Origin of the sequence: Aquincola agrisoli (assembly GCF_036621135.1) — a bacterium.
GTDB lineage: Bacteria > Pseudomonadota > Gammaproteobacteria > Burkholderiales > Burkholderiaceae_C > Aquincola > Aquincola agrisoli.
On sequence record NZ_JAZIBG010000031.1, the window covers coordinates 55025 to 70775 of the forward strand.

The 15751-nt window shown below is 70.1% G+C and carries 15 protein-coding genes; 11 read left to right on the top strand and 4 right to left on the bottom strand.

Annotated features, from left to right (window positions below):
- The 8 genes from V4F39_RS15885 to V4F39_RS15920 all read left to right on the top strand — a co-directional run bounded on the left by V4F39_RS15885 (position 1) and on the right by V4F39_RS15920 (position 8956).
- On the top strand, positions 1–465 hold the full coding sequence (locus V4F39_RS15885) for a type 2 periplasmic-binding domain-containing protein (RefSeq protein WP_332290653.1): 465 nt from the start codon (positions 1–3) through the stop codon (positions 463–465).
- Positions 462–2084 (top strand): diguanylate cyclase domain-containing protein, encoded by a 1623-nt coding sequence (locus V4F39_RS15890; RefSeq protein WP_332290654.1) that lies wholly within the window; start codon positions 462–464, stop codon positions 2082–2084. The genes V4F39_RS15885 and V4F39_RS15890 overlap by 4 nt, the downstream gene beginning before the upstream one ends.
- A 44-nt stretch (positions 2085–2128) precedes the next feature.
- Positions 2129–3604 carry a M20 family metallopeptidase gene (locus V4F39_RS15895; protein WP_332290656.1) on the top strand — a complete coding sequence of 492 codons (1476 nt, stop codon included), beginning with the start codon at positions 2129–2131 and terminating at the stop codon, positions 3602–3604.
- Between the two features lie 189 nt (positions 3605–3793).
- Positions 3794–4366 carry a TRAP transporter small permease gene (locus V4F39_RS15900; RefSeq protein ID WP_332290657.1) on the top strand — a complete coding sequence of 191 codons (573 nt, stop codon included), beginning with the start codon at positions 3794–3796 and terminating at the stop codon, positions 4364–4366.
- On the top strand, positions 4363–5661 hold the full coding sequence (locus V4F39_RS15905; protein WP_332290660.1) for a TRAP transporter large permease: 1299 nt from the start codon (positions 4363–4365) through the stop codon (positions 5659–5661). Before V4F39_RS15900 ends, V4F39_RS15905 begins: the two co-directional genes overlap by 4 nt.
- Positions 5662–5706: 45 nt before the next feature.
- Positions 5707–6732, top strand: coding sequence for a DctP family TRAP transporter solute-binding subunit (locus tag V4F39_RS15910; RefSeq protein ID WP_332290661.1), 1026 nt, complete (start codon positions 5707–5709; stop codon positions 6730–6732).
- 98 nt (positions 6733–6830) lie between these two features.
- Positions 6831–7871, top strand: a complete 1041-nt coding sequence (locus V4F39_RS15915) for a glycerophosphodiester phosphodiesterase family protein (protein WP_332290662.1) — start codon at positions 6831–6833, stop codon at positions 7869–7871.
- A gap of 71 nt (positions 7872–7942) precedes the next feature.
- A complete protein-coding gene (locus tag V4F39_RS15920; protein WP_332290664.1) occupies positions 7943–8956 on the top strand; it encodes a LysR family transcriptional regulator in 1014 nt (337 codons plus the stop codon).
- Here the strand turns inward: V4F39_RS15920 and V4F39_RS15925 are convergent.
- Positions 8918–9973 (bottom strand): aminoglycoside phosphotransferase family protein, encoded by a 1056-nt coding sequence (locus V4F39_RS15925; protein ID WP_332290665.1) that lies wholly within the window; start codon positions 9971–9973, stop codon positions 8918–8920. The two genes, V4F39_RS15920 and V4F39_RS15925, sit on opposite strands and share 39 nt — an antisense overlap.
- Positions 9974–10157: 184 nt before the next feature.
- On the opposite strand from V4F39_RS15925, the gene V4F39_RS15930 reads away from it, so the two are divergent.
- From V4F39_RS15930 to rsmA, 3 genes are read left to right on the top strand one after another with little or no spacing between them, the layout of a single operon-like run.
- Positions 10158–12488 carry an LPS-assembly protein LptD gene (locus V4F39_RS15930; RefSeq protein ID WP_332290666.1) on the top strand — a complete coding sequence of 777 codons (2331 nt, stop codon included), beginning with the start codon at positions 10158–10160 and terminating at the stop codon, positions 12486–12488.
- A 52-nt stretch (positions 12489–12540) separates the two neighbouring features.
- Entirely contained in the window at positions 12541–13851 is a 1311-nt protein-coding gene (locus V4F39_RS15935) for a peptidylprolyl isomerase (protein WP_332290667.1), read from the top strand.
- Positions 13852–13864: 13 nt separating this feature from the next.
- On the top strand, positions 13865–14623 hold the full coding sequence (gene rsmA, locus V4F39_RS15940) for a 16S rRNA (adenine(1518)-N(6)/adenine(1519)-N(6))-dimethyltransferase RsmA (protein ID WP_332290669.1): 759 nt from the start codon (positions 13865–13867) through the stop codon (positions 14621–14623).
- Between the two features lie 43 nt (positions 14624–14666).
- On the opposite strand, the gene V4F39_RS15945 is transcribed toward rsmA, so the two are convergent.
- Genes V4F39_RS15945 through V4F39_RS15955 form a run of 3 tightly spaced genes read right to left on the bottom strand, consistent with a single transcriptional unit; the run spans position 14667 to position 15675 of the window.
- Positions 14667–14855, bottom strand: a complete 189-nt coding sequence (locus tag V4F39_RS15945) for a hypothetical protein (protein WP_332290670.1) — start codon at positions 14853–14855, stop codon at positions 14667–14669.
- Complete coding sequence (locus tag V4F39_RS15950) at positions 14834–15229, bottom strand: barstar family protein (protein WP_332290671.1); 396 nt, start codon at positions 15227–15229, stop codon at positions 14834–14836. Before V4F39_RS15950 ends, V4F39_RS15945 begins: the two co-directional genes overlap by 22 nt.
- Positions 15230–15267: 38 nt before the next feature.
- Positions 15268–15675, bottom strand: coding sequence for a guanyl-specific ribonuclease (locus V4F39_RS15955; RefSeq protein WP_378235132.1), 408 nt, complete (start codon positions 15673–15675; stop codon positions 15268–15270).
- Positions 15676–15751: the final 76 nt, after the last annotated feature.

Consider the following 15751-nt stretch of genomic DNA (forward strand, 5'->3'; position numbering starts at 1 on the left):
ATGAACAAGGCACATCACCCCCTCCCGTGGCCGGCGCGGCTGGTCCGACGGCTGGCGCTGGCGGCGGCGCTGGCCTGCGCAGGTGCGGCGCGCGCCGACCTGTACGTGGTCGTGCACGCCGGCAACCCGCAGCGGGCGATGGCGCAGAAGGAGGTCGTCGACCTCTTCATGGGCCGCAGCCGCACCTTCGCGCAGGGCGACTTCGCGCTGCCCTTCGACTTGCCGCGCGACAGCGCCGTGCGCGAACGGTTCTACCAGGCGCTGACGGGCCAGAGCCTGGCACAGGTCAACAGCTACTGGTCGCGCCTGATGTTCACCGGGCAGACGATGCCGCCGCAGGCCCTGCCGGGCGAATCGGCGGTGGCCGACCTTGTCAGGCGCAACCCCAGCGCCATCGGCTACCTCAGCACGGAACCCACCGACAAGGGCCTGCGCGTGGTGCTGGTGCTGAAGGAGCCGCATTGACCCGTGGGCCCCGCCCCGCGGGGCAGGGGCTGCAGATGCGCCTGCTGCTGGCGGTGTGCGCAGGGGCGGCGGTGTTCGCGCTGCTCGCAGCGGCGGCCGCCTACGGACTGGGCCAGCAACGGGCCCGGGAGGAGGCCCGCCACACGTTGGCCGACCTGCTCGTGGCGGTGCAGAAGACGGTGGAGATCGGCGTCTACAGCGCCGACGCCGTGCTGCTGCGCGAGGTGGCCGGCGGCCTGGTGCGCCACCCCAAACTGGCCCGCGTGTCGGTGCACGACGCGCAGGGCGTGCCGCTGGTCGAGATGACGCGCGCGGCGGCGGCCGTCCGCGTGGGGCAGGTGGTGCGGCAGGCGGTGGTGTCGCCCTTCGATGACGGCGAGGTGGTCGGGGGGATCGAACTGGTGGCCGATGCCGACGAGCAGGCCTCGCAGGCCTGGCGAGAGGCCCGTGCCCTGGCCCTCCCGCTGGTGGGCCAGACGCTGCTGGTCGCCCTGCTGCTGTATGCCCTGGCGGCGCGGCTGGTGTCGCGGCCCATCGTCGCGACGGCCGCCAGCCTGCGCCGCATGGCGCCGGGCACGCAGGAGCGCCTGCGCACGCCGGCCTCGCATGAGGGCGACGAGATCGGGCAGCTGATTGCCGGCGCCAACGCGCTGCTCGAAGCGAACCAGGTGGCGCTGGCGCGCGAGCGGCAGCTGCGCGAGGAGATCGAGGCGATGGAGGCGCAGTACCGACAGATCTTCGACTCGACCAGCGCCGGCATCTTCGTGCTGTCGCCCGACGGCCGGCTGATCAACAGCAACCCGACGGCGCTGCGTGTCATCGGCCTGCCGCTGCAGAGCATGCGCGGGCTGCGCGAGGCCGACTTCGTGCACCAGGTGTTCGCGCAGCCCGAGCGTGCGCAGGCGATGATCCGCGAGGCCATGGACAGCGGGCGCACGGTGTCGGCGGACCTCGAGCTGCGGCAGCCCGGGGACGCGCTGCGCTGGGTGCACTGCCTGATCTCGGTGCAGACAGGGGCGGCGGAAGGCGTGCAGCCGGCCGACGCGCCCGAGCCGCTGATCGAGGCGGTGATGTACGACGTGACGGAACGCAGGCGTGCCGAGCATCGTGTGCGCCACCAGGCCGAGCACGACGCGCTGACCGGGCTCAAGAACCGCGCGGGTTTCGACCTGCACCTGGACCGGCTGCTGTCGGCCGCGGCGCAGCCGCTGGGGCTGATCTTCATCGACCTCGACGGCTTCAAGCAGGTCAACGATGCGCTCGGCCATGAGGCGGGCGACGAGGTGCTGAGGACCTGTGCCGCGCGCATGAAGCAGTCCGTGCGCCGCAGCGCCGACGTCATCGGCCGGCTGGGGGGCGACGAATTCGCGGTGGTGATGGAGCGCGTGGGGCCGGGCGAGGATGCGCTGTCGCAGACCGCGCGGGCGATCCAGCGCGCGCTGTGCGAGCCCATCGTCCTGGCCGGCGGCCAGGTGGTGCGTGTGGGCGCCAGCATCGGCATGGCCTGCGCGCCCTTGCATGGCAGCGTGCGCGCGCAGATCGTGCAGGCGGCCGATGCAGCCATGTACGAGGTCAAGCGCACCGGCAAGAACGCCTTCGCGATGGCCTGGCCGGTGTGAGGCCGGCCTAAACTCGGCAGATTCCATCGCCGGAGGAAGCCGCCATGAACGCCCGCGATCCCGACCTGCCGCTGCAGCCCGACGACAGCGCCGCCATCGGCGCGTTCGCCGCCCGCGCCTGGGATGAGGAGATCGTGCCGGCACTCACGCGCTACATCGGCATCCCGGCCAAGAGCCCGATGTTCGACGCCGACTGGCAGCAGCACGGCCACGTCGACCAGGTGGTGCGCGAGGCGGCCGCGTGGGTCGAATCGCGCCAGGTGGCAGGGCTGACGCTGGAGGTCATCCGCCTCGAGGGCCGCACGCCGGTGATCTTCTTCGAGGTGCCGGCCACCAAGCCCGGCAGCACCGACACCGTCGTGCTCTACGGCCACCTCGACAAGCAGCCCGAGTTCACCGGCTGGCGCAGCGACCTCGGCCCTTGGACGCCCAAGTACGAGGACGGCCTGCTTTACGGCCGCGGCGGCGCCGACGACGGCTACGCGGTGTATGCCTCGCTCACGGCCATCATGGCGCTCGACCGGCAGGGCATTCCGCGCCCGCGCTGCGTGGGCCTGATCGAGGCGTGCGAAGAGAGCGGCTCCTTCGACTTGCCGGCCTACCTCGACCTGCTGCGCCCGCGGCTGGGCGACGTCGGACTGGTGGTATGCCTCGATTCCGGCGCCGGCAACTACGACCAGCTGTGGCTCACGACCAGCCTGCGCGGCATGGTCAGCGGCGTCCTGAAGGTGGAGGTGCTGACCGAGGGCGTGCACTCGGGCGACGCCAGCGGCCTGGTGCCCAGCAGCTTCCGCATCCTGCGCCAGGTGCTCGACCGGCTCGAAGACAGCCGCACCGGCGAGCTGCTGCCTCAGAGCTTCCACTGCGAGATCCCTGCTTCCCGCATCGAGCAGGCCCAGGCCACGGCCGCGATCCTGAAGGACGAGGTGTGGAGGCGCTTCCCGTGGGCCTGCGGTGCCGACGGCGGCGCCACGCTGCCCACCACGCAGGAGCCGGTGCAGGCGCTGCTGAACCGCACCTGGCGTCCGACGCTGTCGGTCGTTGGCGTCGACGGCTTCCCGGAACTGAAGAACGCCGGCAACGTGCTGCGGCCGTACACCGCGTTCAAGCTCAGCCTGCGGCTGCCGCCGCTGGTCGATGGCAACGAGGCGGCGCTGAAGCTGAAGGCGCTGCTCGAGGACAACGCGCCCTACAACGCGAAGGTCACCTTCCAGCCCGACGGCCGCGCCGGCGCCTACGGGGCCAACGGCTGGAACGCGCCGGAGCTGTCGCCGTGGCTGCTGGAGGCGCTGGACACGGCCTCCCAGGCCCACTTCGGCGCGCCGGTCGGCTTCATCGGGCAGGGCGGCACCATCCCGCTGATGAGCATGCTGCAGCAGGGCTTCCCGAAGGCGCAAATGATGGTGTGCGGCGTGCTCGGCCCGAAGAGCAACGCCCACGGGCCCAACGAGTTCCTGCATGTGCCCTACGGCAAGAAGCTCACGGCGGCGGTGGCGCAGGTGATGGCGGCCTGTCCTTGACGTCTGCACCTCGGCGCGCAGGCTGATCGCCTGGCCCGGAGTTGGGGTGGCGGCCGATACACTGGCCGGCAAACCCCCAACGATCGCCATCCCGATGGAGACAACACCGTTCGGGCGCAGCAAGCCTGCGGCCCGTGAGCCAGGCCGCTCCCCCGCCAGCCCGCCTGCCTTTCGGCCGAGGGGATCGCCATGAGCCACGAGACGGACCCCACCCGTGTTGCCGAGGTGGCCGATGCCCTGGGGCTGCAGGACGAAGCCAGCCTGGCGCCGCCCAAGGTGCCGCTGGCCCTCGAGGACTGGCTGGCGGTGCTGATCATGGGCGCGCTGTGCCTGATCACCTTTGCCAACGTGCTCGTGCGCTACCTCACCGACCAGTCTTTCGCCTGGACGGAGGAAATCTCCATCTTCCTGATGATCGTGTTGACGCTGGTCGGCGGCTGCGCCGCGGTTGCGCGTGACCGGCACATCAAGATCGAGTACTTCCTCGATGTGGGCAGCGCACAGCGCCGCCGCCGGCTGATGCGCTTTGGCGCGTTGTGCAGCGCGGTGTTCTTCCTCTTCCTCGCCGTGCTCAGCGTGCGGCTGGTGTGGGACGAGTACCGCTACGAGGAGACCACGCCGGCCATCGGCCTGCCCAAGTGGTGGTTCTCGATCTGGCTGCCGGTGCTGTCGCTGGCGATCGCCGGGCGGGCGCTGGGCGTGTTCCTGCGCCAGCGCCTCGCGGGCGACGCCGGGCCGGGTGCCGGGGAGGGCGGGCGATGATCGCGACGCTGCTCTTCGTCGTCTTCATCGCGCTGATGCTGCTGGGCGTGCCGATCGGCGTCGCGCTGGCTCTGGGCGGCTCGATCGCGATCGGCTTGGCCAACACCGACACCATGATGTACGGCCTGCTGGCCGTGCCGCAGAACTTCTATGCCGGCCTGGCCAAGTACCCGCTGCTGGCGATCCCGATGTTCGTGCTGGTGGGCTCGATCTTCGACCGTTCCGGCGTCGCGCAGCGCCTCGTCAACTTCGCGGTGGCGATCGTCGGGCGCGGCCCGGGCATGCTGCCGCTGGTGGCCATCGCGGTGGCGATGTTCCTCGGCGGCATCTCCGGCTCGGGCCCGGCCAACGCCGCCGCGGTGGGCGCGGTGATGATCGCGGCGATGAACCGCGCGGGCTACCCGCCGTCCTACTCGGCCAGCGTGGTGGGCGCCGCCGCGGCGACCGACATCCTGATCCCGCCTTCCATCGCCTTCATCGTCTATTCGGTGATGGTGCCCGGCGCCTCGGTGCCGGCGCTGTTCGCGGCCGGCATGGTGCCCGGCGTGCTGGCGGGCATCGCGCTGGTGGTGCCCGCGGTGTGGCTGGCGCGCCGCCACAAGATGGGGGCGCTCGAGTCGCACATGCCGCGACCCGCCTTCTGGAAGAGCCTCATCGAGGCCTCGTGGGGCCTGGCCGCGCCGGTGCTGATCCTCGGCGGCATGCGCCTGGGCTGGTTCACGCCCACCGAGGCCGCGGTGGTGGCCGTGATGTACGGCCTCTTCGTCGGAATGGTGGTGTACCGCACGATCACCGTGCGCGACCTGTTCCCGATCCTGCGCGAGGGGGCCGAGCTGTCGGCGGTGATCCTGATGGTGGTGTCGCTGGCGGGGATCTTCGCGTACTCGCTGTCCACGCTGTCGATCATCGACCCGGTGACGCAGGCCATCGTCCATTCCGGCCTGGGCGAGTACGGCGTGCTCTCGCTGCTGATCTTCGTGATGATCGTCGCCGGCATGTTCCTGGACGGCGTGTCGATCTTCCTGATCTTCGTGCCGCTGCTGCTGCCGATCGCCAACCACTACCAGTGGGACCTGGTGTGGTTCGGCGTGATCCTGACGCTGAAGGTCGCGCTCGGCCAGTTCACGCCGCCGATGGCCGTCAACCTGATGGTGTCGTGCCGCATCGCGCGCGTGCGCATGGAGCAGACCCTCCCGTGGGTCACCTGGCTGCTGCTGGCGATGGCGGTGGTGATGGTGCTCGTCATCGTGTTCCCGCAGCTCGCGCTCTGGCTGCCGCGCGTGCTGGGCTACTGAAGCCTTTCCCGTTCCCGTCCACCCGACAACCCTGGAGACAAGTCGATGAAACGTCGCATGCTGTTCGCTGCCATCGGGGCGGCCCTTTCGCTGATGGGCGCCGCGGCGCACGCGCAGACCTACAAGGCCGAGTACAAGCTCTCCACCGTGCTGGGTCCGGCGTTCCCGTGGGGCAAGGGCGGCGAGATCTGGGCTGATCTCGTCAAGCAGCGCACCAACGGGCGCATCAACATCAAGCTGTACCCGGGCACCTCGCTCGTGCAGGGCGACCAGACGCGCGAGTTCACCGCGATCCGCCAGGGCGTGATCGACATGGCGATCGGCAGCACCATCAACTGGTCGCCGCAGATCAAGGAACTGAACCTCTTCTCGCTGCCCTTCCTGCTGCCGGACTACGCGGCGATGGACGCCATCACGCAGGGCCCGGTGGGCAAGGACATCTTCGGCCTGATCGAGAAGGCTGGCGTGGTGCCGCTGGCCTGGGGCGAGAACGGCTACCGCGAGCTCAGCAACTCCAAGCGCGACATCAAGCGGCCCGAGGACCTGAAGGGCCTGAAGATCCGCGTCGTCGGCTCGCCGCTGTTCCTCGAGACCTTCACCGCGCTCGGCGCGAACCCGACGCAGATGAGCTGGGCCGACGCCCAGCCGGCGCTGGCCAGCGGCGCGGTCGACGGTCAGGAGAACCCGATGTCGATCTTCACCGCGGCCAAGCTGCACACCGTCGCGCAGAAGCACGTGACGATGTGGGGTTACGTGGCCGACCCGCTGATCTTCGTCGTCAACCGCGACGTCTGGCAGAGCTGGACGCCGGCGGACCGCGAGATCGTGCGGCAGGCCGCCGTCGATGCCGGCAAGCAGGAGATCGAGATCGCGCGCAAGGGCCTGGCTGAGGCGGAGCCCACGCTGCTCAAGGAGATCGGCGCGAACGGCGTCACCATCACCCGCCTCGCCCCGGCCGAGCGCGAGGCCTTCGTCGCGGCCACCCGGCCGGTGTACGAGAAGTGGAAGAAGACGGTCGGCGCGCCGCTGGTCGACAAGGCCGAGCAGGCCATCGCCGCGCGGAAGAAGTAATCCGGCTTTCACGGCCGCGTCATCGTCGGCCGCCACAGTCGTGGAAGCTCCGCGCGGGTGCCCCCGCGCGGAGAACCACAACACGACCAGGAGTCTTGATGAACCGCATTTCCACCCCCGCCCACCTGGCCGCGCTGGCCCTGGCCTCCGCGCTGGCCGGCCTGGCCGCACCCGCCGCACAGGCTGCGCTGAACACGCTCGACGGCAAGGCGCCGCTCGTCATCGCCCACCGCGGCGCCAGCGGCTACCTGCCGGAGCACACGCTCGGCGGCTACGAGCTGGCGATCCGGATGGGCGCCGACTACATCGAACCCGACCTGCAGCTCACGAAGGACGGCCACCTGGTCGCGATGCACGACACCTCGCTGGCCCGCACGACCAACGTCGAGCAGGTGCTGGGTGCGCGCAACGGCAACTACCGCACGTCCGACTACACGCTGGCCGAACTGAAGACCCTGACGGTCAACCCCTCGGGCGGCCTGGCGCAGGAGACCTACCCCGGCTTCAACCCGTCGTCGGCCACGCCGTACAAGATCCCGACCTTCCAGGAAGTGATCGACTTCGCGAAGCAGCAAAGCGCGCTGACGGGCCGCGAGATCGGCATCTACCCCGAGATGAAGACCGCGGGCGCCGAGATCGAGGCCAAGGTGTTCGACACACTGGTGGCCAACGGCTACAAGACGGGCGACAAGGTCTTCATCCAGTCGTTCCACGCGTCGTCGATCCAGAACGTGCATGCCCGCCAGACCGAACTGGGCTACGACTTCAACCTGGTCGTGCTGGGCAGCGCGAGCGCGATCAACACGCTGGGCCTGGCCAACATCGCCGCCTATGCGGACGGCGTCGGCGTCTCCATCACCAGCGCCGGCATGGGCCAGAGCTTCATCGAGGCCGCCCACGGCGTGAACCTGAAGGTGCACGGCTACACGTTCAGCAAGTTCGACGGCACGGCCAAGCAGCAGTACCTCGACTTCTTCGTCTACGGCATCGACGGCGTGTTCAGCAACTTCACCGACATCGCGATCGACGCCCGCACCGAGTTCCTGGCCGCGGCGGTGCCGGAGCCGGGCACCTGGGCGATGTTCGGCCTGGGCATCGCGGGCCTGGCGGTGTTCGCCCGCCGGCGCCAGGCCGCCTGAGCGCCGCGGCGGCGGCACGGGCGATGCCCCCTGCCGCTGTCGGCTCATTGCGCTCGCGTCAACAATCGCGCATGGACCAATTCAAAGCCATGCGCACCTTCGTGCGCGTCATCGACGAAGGCAGCTTTGCCGGCGCCGCGCGTTCGCTCGACGTGGCGCCGGCGATGGTCACGCGCATCGTCGCCGAGTTGGAGGCGCACCTCGGCACGCGCCTGATCAACCGCACGACGCGGCGCATCGCGCTGACCGAGATCGGCGAGCAGTACCTCGAACGCTCGCGCACGATCCTCGCCGACGTGGAGGAGGCGGAGGCGCTGGCCAGCAGCGCCCAGCGCGAGGCGCGCGGCGTGGTGCGCCTGCGCGTGCCGCCGGCCTTCGCGGTGCACCGCGTGGTGCAGGTGCTGCCCAAGTTCCATGAGCGGTACCCGAACGTCACGGTCGAGCTCAACGCCTTCGGGCCTGTCGACGACATCGACGATTCGCAGGACATCACCATCCTGTGGCGGCGCGGCCCGCTCGACGGCGAGTTCGTCGCGCGCCGGCTCGCGCGCAGCGAGGTGGTGCTGTGTGCCGCGCCGGAATACCTCGACCGCCACGGCCGGCCGCAGCATCCGCGCGAGCTGGTCGGCCACAAGAGCCTGATCCCGCCGGTGTCGGAGCTGCAGAACGGGCTGACCTTCTACCGCGGCATCTGGGCCGAAGGCGAGGCCAACCACGAGGCGGTGTCGATCGTGCGGCCGGGGCCGTCGCCGATGGTGTCGCTGAACACCGACGTCAACTACGCCGGTGCGCTCGCCGGCTTGGGCATCACCGGGCTGCCATCGTTCATCGCCGGCGATGCGCTTGTGGAGCGGGCGCTGGAGCGGGTGCTGCCCGAGTGGCAGCTCTTCACGCTGACGCTGTGGGCCTGCATGCCCTCGCGCAAGCATGTGCCGGCGCGCACGCGTGTGCTGCTCGACTTCCTGGTCGAGACCTTCGGCGGCGAGGACCGCGACCCCTGGCTCGAGGCCGCGGGCTGCCCGACGCTGGACTGCGAGGGCGCCGCGTCAGCGCAGCGAGTAGGCGACCTCGCCGCGCATGCCTGACAGCGGCTCGATCAGAGGCAGCAGCGGGGTCAGCTCGCGGTAGCGAAGCGCCACCTTGGTGGCGTAGGCGAAGAAGCGGGGCAGGTCTTGCGCGTACGTCGGCTTGCCGTCGCGGTGCTTCAGGCGGCAGAAGATGCCCAGCACCTTCAGGTGGCGCTGCAGGCCCATCCACTCGAGGCCGCGCCAGAACTCGCCGAAGTCCTCCGGCACCGGCAGCCCGGCCTGGCGGGCCTGTTCCCAGTAGCGTGCGGCCCAGTCGATCTCGCGCTCCTCTTCCCACGACAGGAAGGCGTCGCGCAGCATCGAGGCGACGTCGTAGCTGAGCGGGCCGCGCACGGCGTCCTGGAAGTCGAGGATGCCGGGGTTGGGGTCGGCCACCATCAGGTTGCGCGGCATCCAGTCGCGATGCACGGCGACCGTGGGCTGCGCCAGCGCGCTGTCGGCGAGGCGGCGGGCGATCTGGCGCCACTGCTCCTGCTGCTTGTCCGTCCAGGTGACGCCGAACTCGCGCTGCACGCACCATTCGGGGAACAGCGCCATCTCGCGTTGCAGCATCGCGTCGTCGAAGGGCGGCAGCCCGCTCGCGTCGACGTGCACCTGCCAGTGCACCAGCGCCTTGATGGCGTCGCGCATCAACCTGTCGGCCTGGGCGGGCGTGGCCTCGCGCAGCGCATCGAGGTACAGCGTGCGGCCCAGGTCGGACAGCAGCAGGAAGCCCTGGGACTCGTCCGCGGCGAGCACCTGCGGCCCGTGCAGCCCGGCGGCGTCGATCAGCCCGGCGATCCGCACGAAGGGGCGCACGTCCTCCTGCGGCGGCGGCGCATCCATCACGACGAGGCTGCGGCCGCCCGGGCCGTCGATGCGGAAATAGCGGCGGAAGCTCGCATCGGCCGATGCCGCACGCAGGCTGGCGGGGTCGAGGCGGTGCTGGGCGACCAGCGGCGCGAGCCACTGGTGGAAGGCAGCCTCGCGGGCTGCATCGGCCCAGGCGATACCGGGCGCGGTAGGGGGGGGCATCGTGGGGACCCTCATGGATAATCGATTCTACAAATCGCCCCGGTGTCGCCGATGCGGCCGCGTGCCGCCCCGCCCCGGGGCCGCCCGCGGCGCTGGTCCCGGCCGTCCCTGCTGACGCTTGTTCGAGTTGGTCTTGTCGCGCCTGTCCCTGTCGCCATCCCGTTTCCGCTGGTTTCCTGTGCGCATGCCGACGCCGCTGGCCGCCGCCGCGGCGCTGTGCTGCGCGCAGGTGGCGGCGCAGCCTGCCGCGCCGGCAGCGGCCGCTTCGGCACCGGCCGCCGCGGCCTCCGCACCGGGCGCCACGCCCGTGCTGCTGCAGGCCGACCGCATCAGCGGCCGGCCCGACCTCGAGGCGCAGGCCGAAGGCAACGCCGAGCTGCAGCGCGGCCCGATCACGATCCGCGCCGACCGCCTGAGCTACGACAGCGTCAGCGACCTGGCCAAGGCCGAGGGCTCGGTGCGCATCACGCACGAAGGCAACCGCTTCACCGGCCCCGAACTGCAACTGCAGCTGCAGCGCTTCGAGGGCTATTTCCTGCAGCCGGAATACTTCTTCGCCGCCACGGGCGCGGGCGGACAGGCCGACCGCATCGACTTCATCGACGACCAGCGCTCGCAGCTGTGGGGCGCCACGTACTCGTCCTGCGGCGTCGACGGCGGCGGCGGGCCGGCGTGGCTGCTCGAGAGCAAGCGCATCCGCCTCGACCGCGAGGCCAACGAGGGCGTCGCGGAGGGTGCGGTGCTGCGCTTCTACGGCGTGCCCATCCTGGGCGCGCCGGTGATGAGCTTTCCCTTGAGCGACCAGCGCAAGTCCGGCTGGCTGCCGCCCTCGCTGAACCTCGACAACAAGAGCGGCGTGGAAGTCGGCGTGCCGTACTACTGGAACATCGCGCCCAACCGCGATGCGACCATCACGCCGACCATCATGACGCGTCGCGGCCTGTCGGCCGATGCGCAGTTCCGCTACCTGGAGCCGCGCTACGAAGGCGTGCTGGACCTGCACCTGCTGCCGCATGACCGCGTCACTGGCGCGTCCCGGCACGCTTTCCGCCTGTTCCACGAGGGCGACGCGTCGCAGGGCATCCACTACCGGCTCGAAGGCCTGCGTGTGTCCGACGACGAGTACTGGAAGGACTTCTCCCAGCAGTCGCGGTCGTGGACGCCGCGGCTGCTGGCCACCGACCTGCGCGCCGACCGGCGCTTCGACTGGAACGGCCTCGACGCCACGGTCTACGGCCGTGTGCAGGCCTGGCAGGTGCTGCAGCAGGACGATGCGCGCATCGTCGCGCCGTACCAGCGCAGCCCGCAGCTCGGCCTGCGCGGCAGCCGCGCGCTGGCCGGCGGCTTCGAGACGGCCTTCGAGACCGAGGTCAACCACTTCACGCGGCCCACGGACGGACAAGACACGCTGCTGCCCACCGGCACGCGCGTGCATGCGCTCGGCAGCATCAGCCGGCCCTGGCGCGCCCCGGGTTGGTGGGTGGTGCCCAAACTGGCGGTGAACACGGCCCAGTACCAGGTCGACCGTTCGGCGACGGGCCGCTACGACGTCTCCCGCACGATCCCGACCTTCAGCCTCGACGCGGGCATGGTGTTCGAGCGCGAGGCGCAATGGTTCGGCAAGGCCACGCGCCAGACGCTGGAGCCGCGGCTGTTCTACGTCAACACGCCGTACCGAGACCAGCGCGACACGCCCAACTTCGACGCCTACGGCAAGGACTTCAACGCCGTCTCGGTCTACAGCGACAACGACTTCTCGGGCATCGACCGCGTATCCGACGCCAACATGCTGACGGCCGGCGTCACCACGCGGCTGATCGACGCGGCCACCGGGGCCGAGCGGCTGCGGCTGGGCATGGCGCAGCGGGTGCGGTTCCGTGACCAGCGGCTGGTGGCCAATCCCGACGGCACGCCCAACATCGACGCCGCGCAGGACGAGGCGGTTTCCACGCAGCGGCTGTCGGACCTGCTGGTGTTCGGCACGGCGGCCCTGTCGCCGCGATGGAGTTTCGACGGGGCCGTGCAGTACGACCCGGACAGCCGCCGCACCGTGCGCTCGCTGCTGTCGGCCCGCTACTCGCCGGGGCCGTTCCGCACCATCAGCACGAGCTACCGCCTTGCGCGCGGCCTGAGCGAGCAGCTGGAATTGGGCTGGCAATGGCCGCTGTACCGGCGCGATGCCGCGGCGGCCGCGCGCTCGGGGGCGGGCGCCTGCAGCGGCACCCTCTACGGCGTCGGCCGGCTCAACTACAGCCTGCGCGACAGCCGCATCACCGATTCGATCGTCGGGGTCGAGTACGACGCCGGCTGCTGGATCGGCCGCATCGTCGCGGAACGCCTGTCCACCGGCCGCAGCGAAGCCACGACGCGCCTGCTGCTGCAACTGGAGCTGGTCGGCCTGTCACGTCTCGGTTCCAACCCGCTCAAGGTCTTGAAGGACAATGTGCCCGGCTACCGCCTGCTGCGCGACGACCCCGATGCGGCGTACGACGCTGCAGTCGCCGCACCAGACTGACCCTGCCGACCGGCATGAACCGCCTTCCCGCTCGATGAAATCAGCTTTGTTCTTGAGGGCCGTCGCCCTGACCCTGGCCTGCGGCATCGTCACGGCCGTGTCGGCGCAGCCCGCGCCGGGCCGCGTCGCGGTCCGTTCGGCGGACCACATCGCCGCCATCGTCAACCAGGAGCTGGTGACGGCCTTCGAGGTGGAGCAGCGGCTGGCACGCGTGCGCGAGGATGCTGCCCGCGGCGGGCAGCGGCTGCCCGAGGACGCCGAACTGCGGCGCCAGGTGCTGGAGATGCTGATCGAGGAGCGCGCGATCCTCGGCTTCGCGCGCGACAGCGGCATCCGCGTCGAGGAGCCCGAGCTCGACCGCGCGGTGGCCGGCGTGGCCGCGCAGAACCAGATCACGCAGGCCCAGCTGCGCGAGCGCCTGCGCCGCGAGGGCATCGACTACTCGCGGTTCCGCAACAACCTGCGCGACCAGATCATGATCGAGCGGGTGCGCGAGCGCGAGGTGCAGTCCCGCATCCGCATCACCGACAGCGAGATCGACGCCTTCATCGAGCAGCAGCGCAGCACGGCCGCGGCGCAGCCCGAGCTGAACATCGCGCAGATCCTGGTCACCGTGCCGGAGGGGGCGGACGACGCCGTGGTGGCCGAACGCAGGGCGCGGGCCCAGGCGGCGATGGCCCGCGTGCAGGCCGGCGAGGCCTTTGCCACGGTCGCGCGGGAGCTGTCGGAAGACGCCAACCGCGAGCGGGGCGGCGAGATCGGCCTGCGCGCGGCGGACCGCCTGCCCGACGTGTTCGTGCAGGCGGTGAACGGGCTGAAGGCGGGCGAGGTGGCGCCCGCCCTGCTGCGCACCGGCGCCGGCTTCCATGTCCTGAAGGTGGTCGACCGCAAGGAAGGCGGCGCCTTCCAGGTCACGCAGACCCACGCGCGGCACATCCTGCTGAGGCCCTCGGCGCAGGTGCCGGCCGAAGCCACCGTGCGGCGGATCGAAGGCTTCCGGCGCGAGATCGAAGCGGGCACCGCCACGTTCGAGGCGTTGGCGCGGCAGTACTCTGAAGACGGCAGCGCCCCGCAGGGCGGCGACCTCGGCTGGGTGTCCCCCGGCAACTTCGTGCCCGAGTTCGAGGAGGCGATGAACCGGTTGTCGCCGGGAGCGCTGTCGCCCGCCGTGACCTCGCGTTTCGGCGTGCACCTGATCCAGGTCGTCGGGCGCCGCGTGGTCGACGTCGAGATGAAGCAGCTGCGCGAGCAGGCCCGCAACGCGCTGCGTGAGCAGAAGTTCGATGGCGCCTACGAGGAGTGGGTGCGCGAACTGCGCGCGCGCGCCTACGTCGAGCTGCGCGAAGCGCCGCAGCAGCCTTGAGCGGCGAGCCGGCGTGAAGCACATCGCGCGCAAGCGCTTCGGCCAGCATTTCCTGTCCGACGACATCGTCATCGATGCGATCGTCGGTGCCATCGATCCCCGGCCCGGCGAAGCGCTGATCGAGATCGGCCCCGGGCTGGGCGCCCTCACGCTGCCGCTGCGCGAGCGCTGCGCAGCGCTGACCGTGATCGAGCTCGACCGGGACCTGGCTGCCCGGCTGCGCCGCCAGGACGGGTTGACCGTCATCGAGTCGGACGTGCTGAAGGTCGATTTTGCGGCGCTCGGTGCGGAGCGGGGGCAGCCGTTGCGGGTGGTGGGCAACCTGCCCTACAACATCTCCACGCCCATCCTGTTCCATCTGCTCGGGTTCGCGTCCGCCGTGCAGGACCAGCATTTCATGCTGCAGAAGGAGGTGGTGGACCGCATGGTCGCCGGGCCGGGCAGCAAGGCGTATGGCCGGCTGTCGGTGATGCTGCAGTGGCGCTACGCCATGGAGTCGGTGATCGACGTGCCGCCAGAGGCATTCGAGCCGCCGCCGCGTGTGGAGTCGGCCGTGGTCCGCATGCTGCCGCACGCCAAGCCTGCCGCCGTGGACTTCGCGCGCCTGGAGGAACTGGTCGCGGTGGCGTTTTCGCAGCGCCGAAAGGTGCTGCGCAACACGCTCGGGCGTTGGCTGGACGAGCGCGGTTTCACCGGCGCTTTCGACCTGCAGCGGCGTGCTGAGGAGGTGCCGGTGGCCGAATTCGTGGCGCTGGCGGCCGCAGTCGGCTGACCGCGGCGGGGGGCTGAAGGCGCCGGTCGCCCGGCGCTTCAACTCATGCGGCGTTGAGCCACATCGCTGTGTCGAACGCGCTGCTCATCATCGGCATGTTCATGCCGAAGGTGCTGTTCGCTGCCGCCTTGGAGGTGCTCTTCGGCTTGGCAGTGGTTTCAGGGGCCGTTTCAGCAGCCCGCTCCCATGACCCGTTTTCTTGGGAGCGGGCTACTGAAAAGAATAGAAACATCGGAAGGCGATCTTTCTGTCTGCCCAGAAGTCGGCTGCGTCGCGGAAAACATCGAGCAGCTGCTCGCGGGCTTCGCGGTCGAACCGAGGGTTGTCGGGCAACTGCTCCAGCACCACCACGAAGCCAGGCTGCGCGCCGGACTTGTGCACCAGGTCCGTCATGCAATCGTAGAGCGCGTCCAGATTCTTGCCGAAGTGCGCGGGGAAGAGAAAGGACTCGGCAATCGCCTCCAGCACTTCCTGCTTCGACTGGGCATTTGCCAAGTTCGCGTACAGAAAATGCTGCCCGACCTCCTGGGCGGACTTCATGAGGTCATCGACGCGGTATGCGCGGATGGCCTGAACGATGTTCGGACGGACGGTCTGCAAGAGCATGGTCGCGATCCTCCTGGGTTCAAGGGAAGAAACAGTGTTCACTGCACGATACGGCTGAAGCTCGCGTAGTGATCTTGGGTGTAGTAACAGGCTTCCGGTTGCGTGGGCTGGCGTCCACCGCACACGATGCGCCGCGCGCCGCGGTGGCGGACGCCCGGCGTCTTCACCGTGTATTCGCGGTAAAAGCCTCTGGACTGGCGGGGCAGCAGACGTTCCCGGTTACCGAATACGCTGCCGTCCTTCTGGTACGGAAAAGGTCCACCCACTCGGATGAGCCGCTCCGTGGCCCGGGCTTCGGCAGGCAATTGGGACCAGGCCACGACACTGTCGCCACCGATCCCGACCGCCCCTTCCTGCGCGGGCCTGGCCTGTGCGACCGGAGCTGCGCAAGCAAGGAGCGCTGCGGTCCCAAGCGTGAGCCCCAACTTACGTAGAGACTGCACCAAAGAAGACCGCTGGGCCTGAGTCACGGGGTTAACCCTGAAACCTGAAAGCGAAATGGTACCGACTCGGGTGCAAAAG

Excerpts from the sequence above, each read along its gene's own strand:
- V4F39_RS15885 (WP_332290653.1), top strand. The coding sequence starts at position 1 with ATGAACAAGGCACATCACCCCCTCCCGTGGCCGGCGCGGCTGGTCCGA.
- V4F39_RS15895 (WP_332290656.1), top strand. The coding sequence starts at position 2,129 with ATGAACGCCCGCGATCCCGACCTGCCGCTGCAGCCCGACGACAGCGCC.
- V4F39_RS15900 (WP_332290657.1), top strand. The coding sequence starts at position 3,794 with ATGAGCCACGAGACGGACCCCACCCGTGTTGCCGAGGTGGCCGATGCC.
- V4F39_RS15905 (WP_332290660.1), top strand. The coding sequence starts at position 4,363 with ATGATCGCGACGCTGCTCTTCGTCGTCTTCATCGCGCTGATGCTGCTG.
- V4F39_RS15910 (WP_332290661.1), top strand. The coding sequence starts at position 5,707 with ATGAAACGTCGCATGCTGTTCGCTGCCATCGGGGCGGCCCTTTCGCTG.
- V4F39_RS15915 (WP_332290662.1), top strand. The coding sequence starts at position 6,831 with ATGAACCGCATTTCCACCCCCGCCCACCTGGCCGCGCTGGCCCTGGCC.
- V4F39_RS15920 (WP_332290664.1), top strand. The coding sequence starts at position 7,943 with ATGGACCAATTCAAAGCCATGCGCACCTTCGTGCGCGTCATCGACGAA.
- V4F39_RS15925 (WP_332290665.1), bottom strand. The coding sequence starts at position 9,973 with ATGCCCCCCCCTACCGCGCCCGGTATCGCCTGGGCCGATGCAGCCCGC.
- V4F39_RS15930 (WP_332290666.1), top strand. The coding sequence starts at position 10,158 with ATGCCGACGCCGCTGGCCGCCGCCGCGGCGCTGTGCTGCGCGCAGGTG.
- V4F39_RS15945 (WP_332290670.1), bottom strand. The coding sequence starts at position 14,855 with ATGTTTCTATTCTTTTCAGTAGCCCGCTCCCAAGAAAACGGGTCATGG.
- V4F39_RS15950 (WP_332290671.1), bottom strand. The coding sequence starts at position 15,229 with ATGCTCTTGCAGACCGTCCGTCCGAACATCGTTCAGGCCATCCGCGCA.